This window comes from Kitasatospora sp. NPDC056184 (assembly GCF_042268405.1).
Lineage (GTDB): Bacteria > Actinomycetota > Actinomycetes > Streptomycetales > Streptomycetaceae > Kitasatospora.
Genome location: NZ_JBHJUI010000002.1, coordinates 617615 through 632808, shown reverse-complemented (window position 1 = coordinate 632808; position 15194 = coordinate 617615). Strand labels below are relative to the sequence as shown.

Below are 15194 nucleotides of genomic sequence, written 5' to 3'. Positions count from 1 at the left end.
CGCGCCGCCGGTGCCCCGGAACCCCGGGCACCGGCGGCGCCCCGTACCGCTGGAGAGGAAGAACCGCGATGACCGACGGCGCCCCCGCCCCCGCCGCCCCCGCGACCGGCATGCTGCACTCCTGGGACCTGTCCACCGGCGTCGACGGCCCGGGCACCCGCTTCGTGGCCTTCCTGGCCGGCTGCCCGCTGCGCTGCCAGTACTGCCACAACCCCGACACCCGCTACCTGAGCGACGGCCGCCCGGTCACCGCCGACGAGATCGTGCGGGAGGCCGCCAAGTACGCCGCCTTCATCGGCGTCTCCGGCGGCGGCGCGACCGTCAGCGGCGGCGAGCCGCTCCTCCAGCCCGCGCTCACCGGCGAACTCCTGCACCGCTTCAAGCACGAACTCGGCCTGCACACCGCCCTGGACACCTCCGGCTACCTCGGCGCCCGCGCCGACGACGCCCTGCTCGCCGACACCGACCTGGTCCTGCTGGACATCAAGTCCTGGGACCGCGCCCTCTACCGCCAGGTGACCGGCCGCCGGCTCTCCCCCACCCTGGACTTCGCCCGCCGCCTGGCCGGGCTCGGCACCGAGGTCTGGGTGCGCTTCGTGCTCGTCCCCGGCCTCACCGACCCCGCCGAGAACGTCGAGGGGGTCGCCTCCTTCGCCGCCTCGCTCGGCAACGTCAGCCGGGTCGACGTGCTGCCCTTCCACAAGCTCGGCGCCGCCAAGTGGCGCGCCCTCGGCCTCGACTTCCCGCTCGCCGACACCCCGGCCCCGACCGCCGAGCAGACCGCCGCGGCCCGCGCGGTGTTCACCGCGCACGGCCTGCACGCGGTCTGACCGGCCGGCGGTCAGGCCCGCACCGCGCCCTGCACGGCGATCAGGAGGCCGGCGGCGCCCGCGCAGACGGCCGTCGCCGCCCGCCCGGCGCGGGTGCCGAGCCCCGGGGCGACGCACAGCGCGGCCACCGCGACGAGCAGGAGCCCCGCGGCCGTGTCGGCCGGGCTCCGGTGGGTGAGTGCGCAGCGCAGCGCGAGGACGGCCGTGACCAGCGCCGAGAGGGCGGTACGGCGGCGGGCGAGCGCGGTGCGTTCGGGCTGCAGGCCGGGGTCCGCCGCCCGCCCGGCCTCCTGCCGCGGCTTCACGGTGTCCTCGTGATCAGCGGGAGCAGGCCGAGGCCGGCCACCGCCGCGCCCGCGGCCAGCACCGGCAGCAGCCGGGGCACCGGCAGCGGCCGCCGGTGGCGCATGGCCCGCTGGACGGCGCGCCAGCGGAAGTAGGCCGTGCCGCACAGCAGGGAGCCCACCACCGCCAGGACGGCCCCGAGCACCGTGCCCGCCGTTCCCCGCGCGTGCGGGGGGACGAACTGGGCCACCGCGAGGGCGGCCGCGATCAGGGCGAGTCCGGTCCTGAACCAGGCGAGGAACGTCCGTTCGTTGGCCAGCGAGAAGCGGTAGTCCGGCTCCTCGCCCTCCTCGTACCACGGCGGGGTGCGGTCGGTGCGGGACACGATGGGCATGGCGGGCTCCCTGCGGGGGCGGGCGGAGGGGTGCGCGGAGCGATCGGGAGCCGATCGCTCCGCGCCGGGACCGGCGAAGGGCCTGCCGGCTACCGCGCGTCGGCCCCGGGCCCGGGGAGCGCGACCTGCGGGAGCCGGGGGTCCGCCTCGGCCGGGATGACGTCGGCGGTCTCGACCAGCCACCGCAGCAGGGCCTCCCGCATGCGCTGCTCGACCCCGGCGTGCTCCGCCCGGCCCGCCAGGTTGACCCGCTCCCGCGGGTCGCCCGCCCGGTGGTACAGCTCCGGCGACTCGTAGAGCCGCCAGACGTACGTCCACTCCCGGTCCCGGACGGCGACGGCCTTGCCCACCAGGGCGGGGTCCTCGTGCTGGAGGGCGCCCTTGCGGTCGTACGGGAAGCCCGGGCGTTCCATCTGCGGCTCCTCCTCGACCGTGAAGCCGCCCTCGGTGAAGGCGTACTCGCGGTGCGGGGCGGCCGGGTCGCGCAGCAGCGGCACCAGGCTGCGGCCGAAGTGGCGGTGCGGCGCCTCGACGCCGGCCAGCTCCAGCACGGTGGGCAGGACGTCGATCATCTCGACCATGGCGTCGCTGGCCCGTCCCCCGCCGAAGCCGGGGCCGCTGATGATCAGGGGGTCGCGGGTGATGCAGTCGTGCATCGCCGACGGCCACTTCTCGATCAGCCCGTAGTCGCCGAGGTATTCGCCGTGGTCGGCGAAGAACAGGGTCACGGTGTCGTCCGCCGCGCCGGCGTCCTCGACCGCGCCCATCACCCTCCCGAGCTGGTCGTCGAGGCGGGCGATCATCCCGTAGTAGGTGGCGATCACCTCGCGCCACTGCTCCGGGGTGACCTCGCCGAGGCCGTAGCGTTCGCGGACGGCCGCCATGTACCGCGGCTCGCCCGACGGGTCGCCCGGGGCGGCGGGGTCGGGGACGGCGTCCCGGTCGACCTGGGAGAACCAGGGCTCCTCGACCTGGAACGGGCAGTGCGGCGCCACCAGCGGGACGAACAGCACCCAGGGCTGCTCGGGCGGGTTCGCCAGCCAGCGCTCGGCGGAGCGGACCGCGGCCTCGTCGGGGTCGATCCGCCCGTCGTCGGGGACCGGCCCCCGGTAGAACAGGCGGGACCAGACGCCGTCGGGGTACTCCCCTCCGTAGCCGATCGTGGGCATGGTCGAGAAGCCGTACTCGTGGACGCTCGCCTCGGTGACGCCCGGGGCGAAGGTGTCGCCGCGGGCGCCCGCCCAGGCGACGTGGTAGCCGGCGTCCTTGAGTATGCGGAGCAGGTTCGGCTCGTGCTCCTTGAGCAGGTGGGTCAGGGTCCGGTGCCCGGCCGTGTGCGGGTACCAGCCGGTGAGGATGGACGCCCGGCTCGGGGAGCAGACGGGGTGCTGGACGTACGCCTGGTTGAAGGTGGTGCCCCGGGCCGCGAGGGCGTCCAGGTGCGGCGTGCGCACGTGCGGGTTGCCGAAGGCTCCGACGGCGTCGGCCCGCAGCTGGTCGGGCATGAGGATGACGAAGTTGGGACGGTGGGTCATGTGCGTTTCCTAGTTCTGCGTTGCGTTCGGAAGCGGTCGGCCCTCGGCGGCGCGACGGTCCAGGCCGGCCTGGACGGCGGCGACGTCCCGGGCGTAGGTCCGGTACAGCGGCGTGGTGAGGAGTCCGTTCGCGAGGACGACCACGACCACCATCCACAGGAAGGTGCCCTGCAGCCCGATGGCGTCCCCGAGGAAGCCGACCAGCAGGGTGATCACGGCCCAGCCGATCCCCTCCAGGCCGAGGAAGACGGCGAAGGCCGCACCGCGCAGCTCCGGCGGCGTGATGGCCATGACGACCGGCCGGTTGACCGACGGCTGGAGGCCCTGGAGGAGGCCCAGCACCGAGAGGAGGACGGCGTAGATCCCGAGGTGGGTCCAGGCGATCTGGGTGGCGACGAAGGCGACCACCCCGTACCCGAGGAGCGCGATCTGCAGGACGGCGATCCGGCCCGAGCCGGGGAAGCGGCGCTGCACGCGGTCCGCGGCCAGCCCGCCGCCGAGGGTGCCGATCAGGTACGACAGCGCGGAGGGGAAGATCACCAGCGAGGCCTGGGCGTTGCTGAACCCGCGGACGTCGACCAGGAACACCACGCCGAAGGCGACCATCACGAACTGGGCGCTGAGCACGCGTTGCAGGCACATCAGCGGGAAGCTGCGGATGCCGGCCAGCCGGCGCAGGTTCGCCCGGTCGAAGGCGCGGCCGCGCGGCGTGCCGGATCCGGCCTTCAGCGCGGCGAGCTGGGGCTCGGCCCCGCCGACGCCGGGGTCCTGGAAGAACAGCAGGACGGCGAAGCCCGCCAGCACCTGCAGGGCGCCGACGACGAAGAACCCGTAGCGCCATCCGCCGTCGACCCGGGACAGCTGCCCGAGCAGCGGGCCCAGGAGGGCGGTGACCAGGGCGACGGATCCGAAGAGGACGCCGGCGGCCCGGCCGCGGGACCGGTCGTCGAAGAGGTCGGCGAGGATGCCGTTGATCAGGGGGCCGCTGCCGGCGACGCCGGCGGCGGCGATCCCGAAGAGCACCACGAGCTGCAGGTAGTTCTGGGCGAATCCGGTGGCTATGGTCCACCCGCCCCACAGGCCGGAGCTGACGGCGAGGATGTACTTGCGCGGGAAGCGCTGCGCGAGGCTCACCCAGAACGGCCCGAAGACCACCCCGATGATCTTGCCCAGAGCAACGAGGAGACTGAGGGCCGACAGCGGCAGGTTCAGGGCGGAACGCATCGCGGGGAACAGCACCGAGACGGCGCCCTGCTCGCCGTTGTCGGTGGCCATGGCGGCGCTGAGCAGGCCCAGTTGGCGCCAGCGGCCCGGTGCGCCCTTTCCCGCGGAAGCGGAGGGCGGGGTGGTCGCCGCGGTGGGCGGCGGCGGTGCATCGGTGGGCATCGTGGACTCCCTTCGTGTGCCGCGGGTCAGTCGGACCGGACGGAGCGTTCGTCACGGGTCTGCAGCAGGGCCGCCCAGCGCGCCGCGAGTTCGGCGGTGCGCGGGCGGTCGGGGGCGTGCCAGGACACCGGCACGTTCAGGGAGGCGAGGCGGGCTTCGAGGTCCTCGGCGAGGTGCTCGCGGCCGGTGTCGCGCAGGTGCCGGGCGTACCGCACGGGGTCGCTGTAGTACGTCGGCCCCGTCTGGAGGGTCGCCTGCATCGGGTCGGGCAGGCAGCCGGGTCGGCCGGCGTACTCGTTCCACCACTCGGCGAGGTGGGAGCGCATGACGGCGGCGAGTTCGGGCTCGTCGGCGAGCAGGTCCCGGGTCAGGTGCGGGTCCTCGGTGACGTGGAAGAGCTGCTCCCACTCGGCCCGGAAGGCCCCGGGGTGGTAGGTGCGGATGTAGAGGTGGTCGCGGGTGCGCACCGCGCGCTGGTAGGTGTGGGCGCCGTGGCCGAGGACCAGGTACGGGCGGGACTCGATGGCCCCGCCGCGCACCGCGGGGGCGAAGGAGGTGCCCTGCCAGCCGGCCGGCGCCGGCAGGCCGAGGAGCTCGCAGAGGGTGGGCGCGAGGTCGATGTTGTAGAGCAGCGCGTCATTGCGCCGCGCCTCGGCGGGCAGCCGGTCGGTGACGCCGGGCCAGTACACGACCAGCGGCAGCCGGTGGGTCGGTTCGTTGGCCAGGCCGTGCTCCGCGTAGGAGCCCTGCTCGCCGAAGGACTCGCCGTGGTCGGCGCTGACGATCACGGCGGTCTCGTCGGCTATGCCCAACTCCTCCAGCGTGGCCATGAGGTGGCCGAAGTGGTGGTCCCAGTAGTGGACCGCGCCGTCGTAGCCGTTGATCAGGTGCTCGAAGTCGGCGCGGGAGCGGATGGCGTCGGGCATGTTGTGCGGGACCGGGGAGGTGCCGTCGCCGGTGAGCGCGTAGTGCAGGTCGAGGGCGCTGCGCGGGCCGTAGACCTCGGCGTGGGCGGCGATGGTCTCCTCGTCGGGCCACTCCTGCACGGGGCCCGAGGCGGCCATCCGCTCGGTCCACTCGGCGGGCTGGGTGTAGTTGGTGTGCGGGTCCCAGTAGGTGAGGTGCAGGTACCAGTTCTCGTCCGCCGCGTGCCGGCGGATCCAGTCGGTGGCGGCGCGGTTGACGTCCTGGGCCTCCTCGTCGCCGAGACGGGCGGTGGCGCGGATCGACTCCCGGAAGTTGGCGTGGAAGAAGTAGGCGCGGTGGCGTTCGGCGAACACCGAGACGGCGGCGGTGCGGTGGCCGGCGAAGCCGAGGACCTGGCCGAGCAGCGGGCGGTCGGGCTCGGGGCCGTGGCCGGAGTCCAGCCGGAACTGCGCGGCCGGTCCGAAGTGGCCGATCACGCCGTTGGTGATGCCGAACTGACCGCTCGTCAGCGCGGTTCGGGACGGCAGGCAGGGCGAGTCGGAGCAGTAGTAGCGGTCGAAGGTGACCGACTTCTCGGCGAGGGCCTGGAGGTGGGGGGTGGTGGGGCGGTGGTAGCCGTAGGGAGTGGTGTGGTCGGCGCGGAGGGTGTCCACGTCGACGTAGATGATGCGCACGGGGGAACTCCGAGGGGGGAGCCGGGCAGGGGCGCACGCCGGTCCGGCCCGGCGGGGGGACGCCGGGCGGACCGGTCACTGCGAGGGGGGTGGGGGTAGGCCGCGGGGGGGGGCGGCGGGCCGCGGTTCAGCGGCCGAGCCGCGCCTCCAGGCGGGCCTTGGTGAGCTGGAGCCAGGCGATGTACGAGGCTCCGTAGGCGTAGCCGTACTCGTGGGCCATGGTGTGGACCTCGCCGGCCCAGGCGGCGTCGAGTTCGGGGATCTGCGGGTCGTACGCGTCGGGGAACGGCAGGGCGCCCGGCTCCGCGTGCTGCTGGAGCCGGAGCTCCAGTTCGGTGGTGACGATGTCCAGGGCGATCGCCGGGTCGAGCTGCCCGGCGAAGACGAAGCGCAGGGTGAAGTCGGGGTCCCTGGCGCGCGACGAGGGGACGAAGGGGGACTTCGCCCACTCCAGGAGCGCCGTGCGGCCGTCCTCCGTCAGCCGGTACACCTTGGCGTCCGGCCGGCCCTCGCGCGGATCGACCTCGAAGTCCACCCAGCCGCGCTCCACGAGCTTGGCCAGGCGGCGGTAGATGTGCGGGAGTTGGACGCCGTACCCGAGGTAGCGGCCCGGCCCCTCCATCCACCGGCGCAGGTCGTAGCCGGACAGGCGGCGCAGTGCCAACCCCCCGAGGATCACATAGTCGAGCTGCATGGGCGGCACCTATGTTCTGAGGAACTTATGGCGGAAAGATTCACCCGCGGTTCGGCGGATGTCAAGGTCCGGTCCGGACTTCTCACGCGTCCGCCGCGCAGCGGAAGCCCGCGTGCCCGCTGGAGCTGTCCGGGCTGTTGGCGGTGCGGGCGGCCACCCGGTAGCGGTTGCAGTAGGAGCGGTGGCACATGTGGGAGCCGCCCCGGATGACCTTGTCGGTGCCGCCCGCGGGGCCGGCGGGGTCGACCGCCGGACGGTCGGCCGGGTGGTCGGTGGCCCACCAGTCGGCGCACCACTCCCAGACGTTGCCCGACACGTTGTACAGCCCGAAGCCGTTGGGCTCGAAGGCGTCGACGGGGGCGGTGCCGCGGAAGCCGTCGGCGGCGGTGTTGCGGGCCGGGAAGGTGCCGCGCCAGATGTTGCACCGGTACTCCCCCGCCGGGTCCAGCTCGTCGCCCCACGGGTAGCGCGCCTGCTCCAGGCCGCCGCGCGCCGCGTACTCCCACTCCGCCTCGGTGGGCAGCCGCTTGCCGGCCCAGGCCGCGTACGCCGCCGCGTCGTTCCAGGACACGTGCACCACCGGGTGGTCGCCCCGCTCCCCGAGCCCGCTGCCCGGCCCCTCGGGCCGGTTCCACGCGGCCCCCTCCACCCCGCACCACCAGGGGGTGCGCTCGGGGCGCGGGGCACCGCGGCGCAGCGCGGCGGGCAGGAAGGACGCGAAGACGTAGGACCAGCCGATGCGCTCCGCGTCGGTGCGGTACCCGGTGTCGGCGGCGAACGCGGCGAACCGCTCGTTGGTGACCGCGCGGGTGTCGATCCGGAACGGGCTCAGCCGCACCGGCCGCACCGGGCCCTCCCCGTCGCCGGGGAACCCCTCGGCGTCCTCGGTGCCCATCAGGAACTCGCCCCCGGGCAGCAGCGCCATCCCCTCGTCGCCGGGGCGGTGCGGCGAGGGCGCGGGCACCGGGAGCAGGGCGGGTGCGGGTGCGCCGCCCCCGGACGGCATGCAGCAGCGGGCGGGCGCGGTGGGGTCGGTCATGCGCGGGTCCCTCTCGTGTCGGCCTGGGTCTATCGCCCTCGGCACTTATGTTCTAACGTACATAGCTCACCAGCCGGGCCGAGGAGCGGGACACCCCTGCGCGGCCGTCACGGCCGGGTCCCGGCAGGCCGCTCCCTCACCCCGGCGGCCCGCGCCCGCCGGTGGACGGCCCGGACGACGGGGACCGGCCGTGACTCCCCCTCACCCCCGACACAAGGAACACCGCCCATGGACACCGACGTCATCGTCGTGGGGGCCGGCCTCGCCGGCCTCGTCGCCGCACACGAGCTGACCGCCCGCGGCCGCCGCGTGGCCCTCGTCGACCAGGAGGGTCCCGCCGACCTCGGCGGACAGGCGTTCTGGTCGTTCGGCGGTCTCTTCCTCGTCGACTCGCCCGAGCAGCGCCGCCTGGGCGTCAAGGACTCCGTCGACCTGGCCTGGAACGACTGGCGCGGCAGCGCGCGGTTCGACCGGCTCGACGACGAGGACGCCTGGGCGGTGCGCTGGGCCGAGGCCTACGTCGACTTCGCCGCCGGCGAGAAGCGCGGCTGGCTGGCCGGACACGGCGTCTCCCTCCTGCCCACGGTGGGCTGGGCCGAGCGCGGCGGACTGCGCGCCGACGGCCACGGCAACTCGGTGCCCCGCTTCCACGTCGCCTGGGGCACCGGCCCCGGCGTGGTGGCCCCCTTCGTCCGCCGCGCCCGGCAGGCCGCCGCCGCCGGGCTGCTGACCTTCCACCACCGCCACCGGGTGGACGAACTCGTGGTCACCGACGGCACCGTCCAGGGCGTCCGCGGCGCACTGCTCGCGGCGGACGACTCCCCGCGCGGAGTCGCCACCAGCCGCGAGGTCACCGGCGGGTTCGAGCTCACCGCGCAGGCCGTCGTCCTCACCACCGGCGGCATCGGCGCCAACCACGACCTCGTCCGACGCCACTGGCCCGCCCGGCTCGGCACCCCGCCCGCGCACATGGTCACCGGCGTCCCCGCCTACGTCGACGGCCGGATGCTCGGCATCAGCGCCGAGGCCGGGGCGCGCCTGGTCAACAGCGACCGGATGTGGCACTACACCGAGGGCCTGCACAACTGGGACCCGATCTGGCCCGGCCACGGCATCCGCGTCCTGCCCGGCCCCTCCCCCCTGTGGTTCGACGCCCTCGGCCGCCGCCTGCCCGCGCCCTGCCTGCCCGGCTACGACACCCTCGCCACCCTGCGCCACCTGCGCACCACCGAGGACATCGCCGCCCACGACCACTCCTGGTTCATCCTCACCCAGAAGATCATCGAGAAGGAGTTCGCCCTCTCCGGCTCCGAGCAGAACCCCGACATCACCGGCAAGGACCGCGCCGCCTTCCTGCGCACCCGCCTGCTCGGCAAGGGCGCGCCCGCCCCGGTCGAGGCGTTCAAGCGCCACGGCGAGGACTTCGTCGTCGCCCGCACCCTGGACGAGCTGGTCGACGGGATGAACCGGCTGACCGCCGAACCCCTGCTCGACCCGGCCCGCATCCGGGCCCAGGTCGAGGCCCGCGACCTGCAGATCGCCAACCCCTACAGCAAGGACGCCCAGATCCAGGGCATCCGCAACGCCCGCCGCTATCTCGGCGACCGCCTCGGGCGCGCCGCCGCGCCGCACCGCGTCCTCGACCCCGCCAACGGGCCCCTCATCGGGGTGAAGCTCCACACCCTCACCCGCAAGACGCTCGGCGGCATCCAGACCGACCTCGACTCCCGCGCCCTCGGCCCCGACGGCCGCCCCGTCGAGGGCCTCTACGCCGCCGGGGAGGTCGCGGGTTTCGGCGGAGGCGGCCTCCACGGCTACAACGCCCTCGAAGGCACCTTCCTCGGGGGCTGCCTGTTCAGCGGCCGCCAGGCGGGCCGCGCCGCCGCCCGGCAGGCGGGGTAGCCGCCGGGCGGGCGGCGGGCCCGACGCCGGGTCGGGCCCGCCGGTGGTCCGTCAGCCGCGGGTCAGCGAGCGGAGGTAGATGTGCCACTCGTAGGCGCCGGGGTCTCCGGGGAGGAGGTTGGTGCTGCTGTCGGCGAAGAGCACCGTGCGGCCGTTGGCGGTGACGTACGGGGTCACCGCGGCGCCGTCCTGCGGGGTGCCGTCGGGGGTCGTGCTGACGGGCTCGGTGCGGCCGGTGTCGAGGTTCTGGCGGTAGAGGTCGTAGCGTGCCTGGCTCGCCCGGATGATCGTGTCGGAGCAGCCGCCGGAGAAGTAGATCCACCGGTCGTCGGCGGTGATCGCCGCCGACGGGTCCGCCCAGCAGATCGCGTCCGGGTTGGCGGACGTCCGAACGGCCGTCACCCGTCCCGTCCGCAGGTCGTGGAGGAAGAGCTCGGTCCGGGACTTGCCGCCCGGCAGCGGAGCCGCGCCGAGCGCGTAGGCGGCGTAGCGGCCGTCCGGGCTGAGGGTGAACACCCGGTCCGCCGAGCCGACTGCGGGCGTTCCGTCGCGTGCGACGCTCGCCACGACGGTGGTGCCGCGGCGCAGGTCGGTGGCGTAGAGCGTGGTGTAGCGCCGCCGGAGCAGGTCGGCGGTGCCCCCGTCCGCGGGCGGGAGGAGGTTCGTCGCCTTGGAGTTGTAGCCGACCGTCCGGCCGTCCGCGCTGATCACCGGGTTCTCGGACGGGCCGTCGGCGGCCTGCCCGTCGGCTCCGGCGCTGACCAGCCGGGTGGCACCGGTGACGCGGTCCGTGACGTAGACGTTCCGGGTGTCCGGGGTGACGGGGGCGCCCGGCACGACGTCGGCGCGGGCCGACATGAAGGCGACGCGGCGGCCGTCGGCGCTGATGGCCGGCTGGTAGGCGCCGTGGTCGCCCTCGCCGGGACCGGAGGCGGTGCCGGCGGTGAGGAGCTGGGTGCGGCCCCTGACGCGGTCGCGGACGTAGACGTTGAACACCCCGTTCGCCTCGCCGGAGAACGCGATGTAGCGGCCGTCCCCGCTGATCCCCGCCGTCTCACCGGTGTTGGCCACCGGGGCGCCGTCCTCGGCGCGGCTGACGAGCTCGGTGCGGCCGGTGCGCAGGTCGCGCACGTACAGGCCGTAGGCGGGGGCCTCGGTCCCCGCCAGCAGGTTCGTCGCGGACGAGCCGAACAGCGCGTAGCGGCCGTTCTCGCTGATGCCCAGGCTCGCCGACTGCTGGTCGGCCCGGGCGCCGTCCGGGCCGAGGTCGACCTGGACGATGGGACCCCAGGCCGGGGCGGCCTGGGCGGGTGCGGCGGTGGCGGTGACGGCCGCGGCCACCGCGAGCCCGCAGGCGGCGCGGGCCAGACGGCGGGTGCGGGCCGTTCGGTTCGTCGGTTCCATGGTGATGCGTCCTCCCCGGTCGGTTCCCCTGGTGGTCGGTGCTGCCCGCCGCTGCTGCCCGTGCCGGCGGGCCCGGGGAGAGCCAAGCGCCGGAGGCGGCCGACGGTCAACCGTACGGGTGGAAACCGGCCGGAGAATACGCCGCCAGTGAGCCCCGGCGGTCGGCGGACCGGCGGACCGGCGGTCCGCTCAGCGCTCGACCACCCAGGCCGGACGCCAGGTGCCGGGGGCGTCGGGGGCGGGTGCCGCCGCGGCGAGGTGGGCGCGCAGGGCGGCCAGGGCCGGGTGGGGGTTGTCGCGGTGCCACAGGAGGGCGTGCGGGTAGACGGGCACGGGGTCGGTGACCGGGATGAGGCGCAGCCCGTGGCCGGCCGGCCAGACGAGGCGGGTGAGCCCGCCCATGAAGGTGGCCAGGGCCGGGGTGTCGGCGACGGTGTCGAGCAGCGCGTCGGAGCCGAAGTTGGGCCCGGTCGCCTCGATGGTGAGCCCGAACTCGGCGACCAGGTCGTCGTAGTAGGCCGCCCACTCGCTGCCGGGCAGCAGACCCGGCATCCAGATCCGGTGCCCCGCGAGCTGGGCGAGGGTCACCGACCGGGCGCCCGCCAGCGCGTGGCCGGGGCCGGTGAGGAGCTGGAGCGGCTCGTCGACCACCCGGACGGCCTCGATGTCCTCGGGCAGGCGCCGGCCGGGCATGGCGACGGCCCGGAAGGAGGCGTCGATCGCCCCGGACCGGATGGCGGCCACGGCGGCGTCGATCTCCAGCAGCATCAGCACGTCCAGCTCGGTCCCGGGGTGGGCCCGGTGGAAGTCGCGCAGCAGGCCCGAGCCGGCGCCGCGCGAGCTGATCACGTCGACCCGCAGCGGCCGCCGGCCGGCGTGCACGGACGCGACCGCGCGCTCGGCGACGCGCAGCAGCTCGCGCGCGTGCGGCAGGAACGCCTGCCCGTCGATGGTGGGCTCGGCGCCGCGGGGTGTGCGGTCGAACAGCCGCACACCGAGGTCGCGCTCCAGTGCGGCGATGCGCTTGGAGACGGCCTGCTGGGTGATCGACAGGTCGGCGGCGGCCTTCTGGAACTGGCCCGCCTCGGCGACGGCGGCGAAGGTGCGTACGGCTTCGAGGTCCATGCCGACCCACCCTAGTGAACAACCAGTGGTTGTGGAGATCCGGCGGTCCGGTTGTTTGACCACGCCTTCTCCGGTCCGGTTGGCTCTCACCGGTCAACAGCCGTTTGTGCGGGGAGGTACGAGGCATGACGGGCAGGAGAGCGCTGGGCCGGCGGTTCGGCTGGCTGTGGGCGGCCTACGCGGCGAGCGCCTACGGGTCCGGGCTGGGGTTCGGGGCGTTACCGCTGATCGCCGTCCTGGTGGTGCACGCCGGTCCCGCCGAGGTGTCCGCGCTGTCCGCGGCGGGTCCGGCGGTCGGCGCGCTGATCGCGGTGCCGCTCGCGCCGTGGGTGGAGTTCCGGCGCAAGCGGCCGGTCATGATCGCGATGGACCTGGTCCGGTGCGCCGCCATGGCGTCGATCCCGGTCGCCTACGCCCTGGGCCGGCTCGGGTTCGCGCAGCTGTTGGCCGTCTCCGCCGTGGTCGCCGCCGCCAGGATCGCGTTCAACGCGGCGAGCGGCGCCCAGCTCAAGGCCCTCGTCCGGCCGGAGGACCTGCTGGTGGCCAACGCGCGGTTCGAGTCGACGAACTGGAGCGCGATCGCCGTCGGGCCGCCGCTGGGCGGAGCGGCGATCGGCCTGTTCGGGCCGGTCACCACCGTGCTGGCCGACGCGGGCAGCTATCTGCTGTCCGCGCTGGGCATCGGCGCGATCGGGGGCCGGGAGGAGGCGCCGCGCCCGGCCGACGGCGGCCGGGCCCGGGCGGGCGCCCTGCTCGACGGCTGGCGGCACCTCCTGGGCGACCCCGGGCTGCGGGCGCTGTACCTCAACAGCGTGCTGGTGTCCGGCCTGATCATGGCCACCGAGCCGCTGCTGGCCGTGCTGCTGCTCGGCCGGCTCGGGTTCGCGCCGTGGCAGTACGGCCTCGCCTTCGCCGTCCCCTGCCTCGGTGGGCTGATCGGCTCCCGGCTGGCCCGCAGGGTGGTGGCCCGCCACGGCCGCCACCGGGTGTTCCGGACCGTCGGCACGCTGCGCGCGGTGTGGCTGATCGGCCTGGTCCTCGTCCGCCCGGGCGCGGTCGGCCTCCTCACCGTGATCGCCGTCGAGCTGGCGATCATCGTCAACATGAGCCTGTTCAACCCGGTGCTCGCCGCCTACCGGCTAGAACGCACGCCCGAGGAACTCGTCGCCCGCACGCTGTCGGCCTGGTCGATCGGCCAGCAGGCCGCCATCGCCGCGCTCACCGCGCTCGGCGGGCTGCTCGCCGACGCCACCGGCCCGCGGACCGCGATCGCGGTGGCGGGACTGCTCATCCTGGCCAGCCCGCTCCTGCTTCCCCGCCACGACCGGACGCCACTGCCCGCCCCGGCACCGTCCCCCGGCCGCGCATGACGCGCCCGCACACCGGCCGCACACCGGCCGCACCGGCCGCACCGGCCGCACCGAGGAGAACACACGCATGAGCCTCGCCCCGCTCGTCCTGGACCTCCGGCCCGCAGGCCGACCGGACGGGAAGGCGCCCGGCCCCGCGCTCGTCGCGGTCGACGCCGCTCCGGGTGTCCGCCGCGCACACGAACGGCACTTCCGCCCGCGGTGGCGACGGAAACTGGCCCGTTCGGTACCGCCGTTCGCACGACAGGCCCCAACGCCCTGCGTCGCGACCCGCACCGCCCTATCGTGCCCAGTGGTCGATGCGTATACGCACAGGAGGGAAGCCATGAGTTCCCCACAGCCTCCGCAGCCGGTCCTGATCACCGATGTACGGGTCTTCGACAGCCGGAACGGCCTGGTCGGCGACCCGCGTTCGGTGTACGTGGCGGACGGCAGGATCGCCGCCGCCGAGGACTCCCCCGCCCCGGAGACCAAGGTCGTCGACGGCGACGGCCGGGTCCTGATCCCCGGGCTCAGCGACGCCCACACCCACCTGTTCCTGGCCGGGAGCACGGAGGAGGAGCTCTTCCACGGCGCCACCGGCCTGCCCTACTACAACGCGCTGGCCGAGGCCGGGCGGACGCTCCTGCGCGGCTTCACGACCGTCCGCGACGTGGGCGGGGACACCGGCGCGCTGCGGCAGGCCATCGACGCCGGCCGCTTCCCGGGGCCCCGGATCTACCCCAGCGGGGCGATGATCTCCCAGACCTCCGGACACGGCGACTTCTCCGGGGTGTACGACCCCGCGACCGCCTTCGGGGGGCCGCGGTCGCGGGGCGAGGCGATGGGGTACTTCCGCGTCGCCGACGGGCGGGCCGAGGTCCTCGCGGCGGCGCGCGAGCAGCTCAAGAAGGGCGCGAGTCAGATCAAGGTGCTGGCCGGCGGCGGGGTGGCCTCCGCCTACGACCCGCTGGACACCCGGCAGTTCACGCTCGACGAGCTGCGGGCCGCGGTGGAGGCGGCCGCCGACTGGGGCACCTACGCGGCCGCGCACGTCTACGGGTCCGACGCCGTCCGCCGCGCGGTCGACGCGGGGATCCTCTCGATCGAGCACGGCCACCTCGCGAACGAGGAGACCATCGCGCTGCTCGCGAGGAGAGGGGTGTGGCTGAGCACCCAACCGTGGCTCGAATCGGACAGCCACCACGCCACCGCGGAGAGCCGGGAGAAGTGGCACCGGGTGTGCGAGGGCGTCAAGCAGACCTACCGGTGGGCCCGTGCCTACGGAGTGAAGCTCGCCTTCGGGACCGACCTGGTGTTCTCCGGCGGTGAGACCCACCGGCAGATCGAGATGCTCGTCCGCCTCAACAGCCACTTCGGGTTCAGCCCGGCGGAGGCCCTGCGGATGGCGACCTGGGGCAACGCCGAACTGTTCCGCCTCTCCGGCGAGCGCGACCCGTACAAGGCGGCGCGGCTCGGCGTGATCGAGCCCGGCGCCTGGGCCGACCTGCTGCTCGTCAACGGCGACCCGCTCCAGGACCTGGGCCTGCTCGCCGATCCGGAGAAGAACCTCGCCCTCGTCATGAAGGGCGGCCGGATCCACAAGAACCAGCTCGGCTGACCGCCCCCGGCCCGACGTCGCCGCGGCGC

The 15194-nt window shown here is 74.8% G+C and carries 13 protein-coding genes; 4 read left to right on the top strand and 9 right to left on the bottom strand.

Annotation, left to right across the window (positions count from 1 at the left end):
• The first annotated feature begins 68 nt into the window (after window positions 1–68).
• Window positions 69–830, top strand: a complete 762-nt coding sequence (gene pflA / locus ACFC0B_RS07635) for a pyruvate formate-lyase-activating protein (protein WP_376083555.1) — start codon at window positions 69–71, stop codon at window positions 828–830.
• An 11-nt stretch (window positions 831–841) separates the two neighbouring features.
• On the opposite strand, the gene ACFC0B_RS07630 is transcribed toward pflA, so the two are convergent.
• The 7 genes from ACFC0B_RS07630 to ACFC0B_RS07600 all read right to left on the bottom strand — a co-directional run bounded on the left by ACFC0B_RS07630 (window position 842) and on the right by ACFC0B_RS07600 (window position 7764).
• The gene (locus ACFC0B_RS07630; protein WP_376083553.1) at window positions 842–1135 is read right to left on the bottom strand and encodes a DUF202 domain-containing protein; all 294 of its coding nucleotides are present in this window, start codon (window positions 1133–1135) and stop codon (window positions 842–844) included.
• Window positions 1132–1509 carry a YidH family protein gene (locus tag ACFC0B_RS07625; protein ID WP_376083551.1) on the bottom strand — a complete coding sequence of 126 codons (378 nt, stop codon included), beginning with the start codon at window positions 1507–1509 and terminating at the stop codon, window positions 1132–1134. Before ACFC0B_RS07625 ends, ACFC0B_RS07630 begins: the two co-directional genes overlap by 4 nt.
• An 89-nt stretch (window positions 1510–1598) precedes the next feature.
• Entirely contained in the window at window positions 1599–3044 is a 1446-nt protein-coding gene (locus ACFC0B_RS07620; RefSeq protein WP_376083549.1) for a sulfatase-like hydrolase/transferase, read from the bottom strand.
• A 9-nt stretch (window positions 3045–3053) separates the two neighbouring features.
• The gene (locus ACFC0B_RS07615) at window positions 3054–4430 is read right to left on the bottom strand and encodes an MFS transporter (RefSeq protein ID WP_376083548.1); all 1377 of its coding nucleotides are present in this window, start codon (window positions 4428–4430) and stop codon (window positions 3054–3056) included.
• A 26-nt stretch (window positions 4431–4456) separates the two neighbouring features.
• A complete protein-coding gene (locus ACFC0B_RS07610) occupies window positions 4457–6031 on the bottom strand; it encodes a sulfatase (RefSeq protein WP_376083546.1) in 1575 nt (524 codons plus the stop codon).
• A gap of 127 nt (window positions 6032–6158) precedes the next feature.
• A complete protein-coding gene (locus tag ACFC0B_RS07605; RefSeq protein WP_376083544.1) occupies window positions 6159–6725 on the bottom strand; it encodes a PadR family transcriptional regulator in 567 nt (188 codons plus the stop codon).
• 82 nt (window positions 6726–6807) lie between these two features.
• Entirely contained in the window at window positions 6808–7764 is a 957-nt protein-coding gene (locus ACFC0B_RS07600; RefSeq protein WP_376083542.1) for a formylglycine-generating enzyme family protein, read from the bottom strand.
• A 228-nt stretch (window positions 7765–7992) separates the two neighbouring features.
• On the opposite strand from ACFC0B_RS07600, the gene ACFC0B_RS07595 reads away from it, so the two are divergent.
• Entirely contained in the window at window positions 7993–9666 is a 1674-nt protein-coding gene (locus ACFC0B_RS07595) for an FAD-binding dehydrogenase (RefSeq protein ID WP_376083541.1), read from the top strand.
• A gap of 51 nt (window positions 9667–9717) precedes the next feature.
• Here ACFC0B_RS07595 and ACFC0B_RS07590 read toward each other — a convergent pair whose 3' ends face one another.
• Window positions 9718–11070, bottom strand: coding sequence for a hypothetical protein (locus ACFC0B_RS07590; RefSeq protein WP_376083539.1), 1353 nt, complete (start codon window positions 11068–11070; stop codon window positions 9718–9720).
• Window positions 11071–11259: 189 nt separating this feature from the next.
• Window positions 11260–12195: a LysR family transcriptional regulator gene (locus ACFC0B_RS07585; RefSeq protein WP_376083537.1), complete on the bottom strand. Its 936-nt coding sequence runs from the start codon at window positions 12193–12195 to the stop codon at window positions 11260–11262.
• Between the two features lie 125 nt (window positions 12196–12320).
• On the opposite strand from ACFC0B_RS07585, the gene ACFC0B_RS07580 reads away from it, so the two are divergent.
• Together ACFC0B_RS07580 and ACFC0B_RS07575 are read left to right on the top strand one after the other, a co-directional pair.
• Window positions 12321–13565, top strand: a complete 1245-nt coding sequence (locus tag ACFC0B_RS07580) for an MFS transporter (protein WP_376083536.1) — start codon at window positions 12321–12323, stop codon at window positions 13563–13565.
• Window positions 13566–13890: 325 nt separating this feature from the next.
• Complete coding sequence (locus ACFC0B_RS07575; protein WP_376083534.1) at window positions 13891–15165, top strand: amidohydrolase family protein; 1275 nt, start codon at window positions 13891–13893, stop codon at window positions 15163–15165.
• Window positions 15166–15194 lie beyond the last annotated feature (29 nt).

What these genes read in the sequence shown, in the direction of transcription:
- pflA (WP_376083555.1), top strand. Translation starts at nt 69, where the DNA reads ATGACCGACGGCGCCCCCGCCCCCGCCGCCCCCGCGACCGGCATGCTG.
- ACFC0B_RS07625 (WP_376083551.1), bottom strand. Translation starts at nt 1,509, where the DNA reads ATGCCCATCGTGTCCCGCACCGACCGCACCCCGCCGTGGTACGAGGAG.
- ACFC0B_RS07620 (WP_376083549.1), bottom strand. Translation starts at nt 3,044, where the DNA reads ATGACCCACCGTCCCAACTTCGTCATCCTCATGCCCGACCAGCTGCGG.
- ACFC0B_RS07615 (WP_376083548.1), bottom strand. Translation starts at nt 4,430, where the DNA reads ATGCCCACCGATGCACCGCCGCCGCCCACCGCGGCGACCACCCCGCCC.
- ACFC0B_RS07605 (WP_376083544.1), bottom strand. Translation starts at nt 6,725, where the DNA reads ATGCAGCTCGACTATGTGATCCTCGGGGGGTTGGCACTGCGCCGCCTG.
- ACFC0B_RS07600 (WP_376083542.1), bottom strand. Translation starts at nt 7,764, where the DNA reads ATGACCGACCCCACCGCGCCCGCCCGCTGCTGCATGCCGTCCGGGGGC.
- ACFC0B_RS07595 (WP_376083541.1), top strand. Translation starts at nt 7,993, where the DNA reads ATGGACACCGACGTCATCGTCGTGGGGGCCGGCCTCGCCGGCCTCGTC.
- ACFC0B_RS07590 (WP_376083539.1), bottom strand. Translation starts at nt 11,070, where the DNA reads ATGGAACCGACGAACCGAACGGCCCGCACCCGCCGTCTGGCCCGCGCC.
- ACFC0B_RS07585 (WP_376083537.1), bottom strand. Translation starts at nt 12,195, where the DNA reads ATGGACCTCGAAGCCGTACGCACCTTCGCCGCCGTCGCCGAGGCGGGC.
- ACFC0B_RS07580 (WP_376083536.1), top strand. Translation starts at nt 12,321, where the DNA reads ATGACGGGCAGGAGAGCGCTGGGCCGGCGGTTCGGCTGGCTGTGGGCG.
- ACFC0B_RS07575 (WP_376083534.1), top strand. Translation starts at nt 13,891, where the DNA reads ATGAGTTCCCCACAGCCTCCGCAGCCGGTCCTGATCACCGATGTACGG.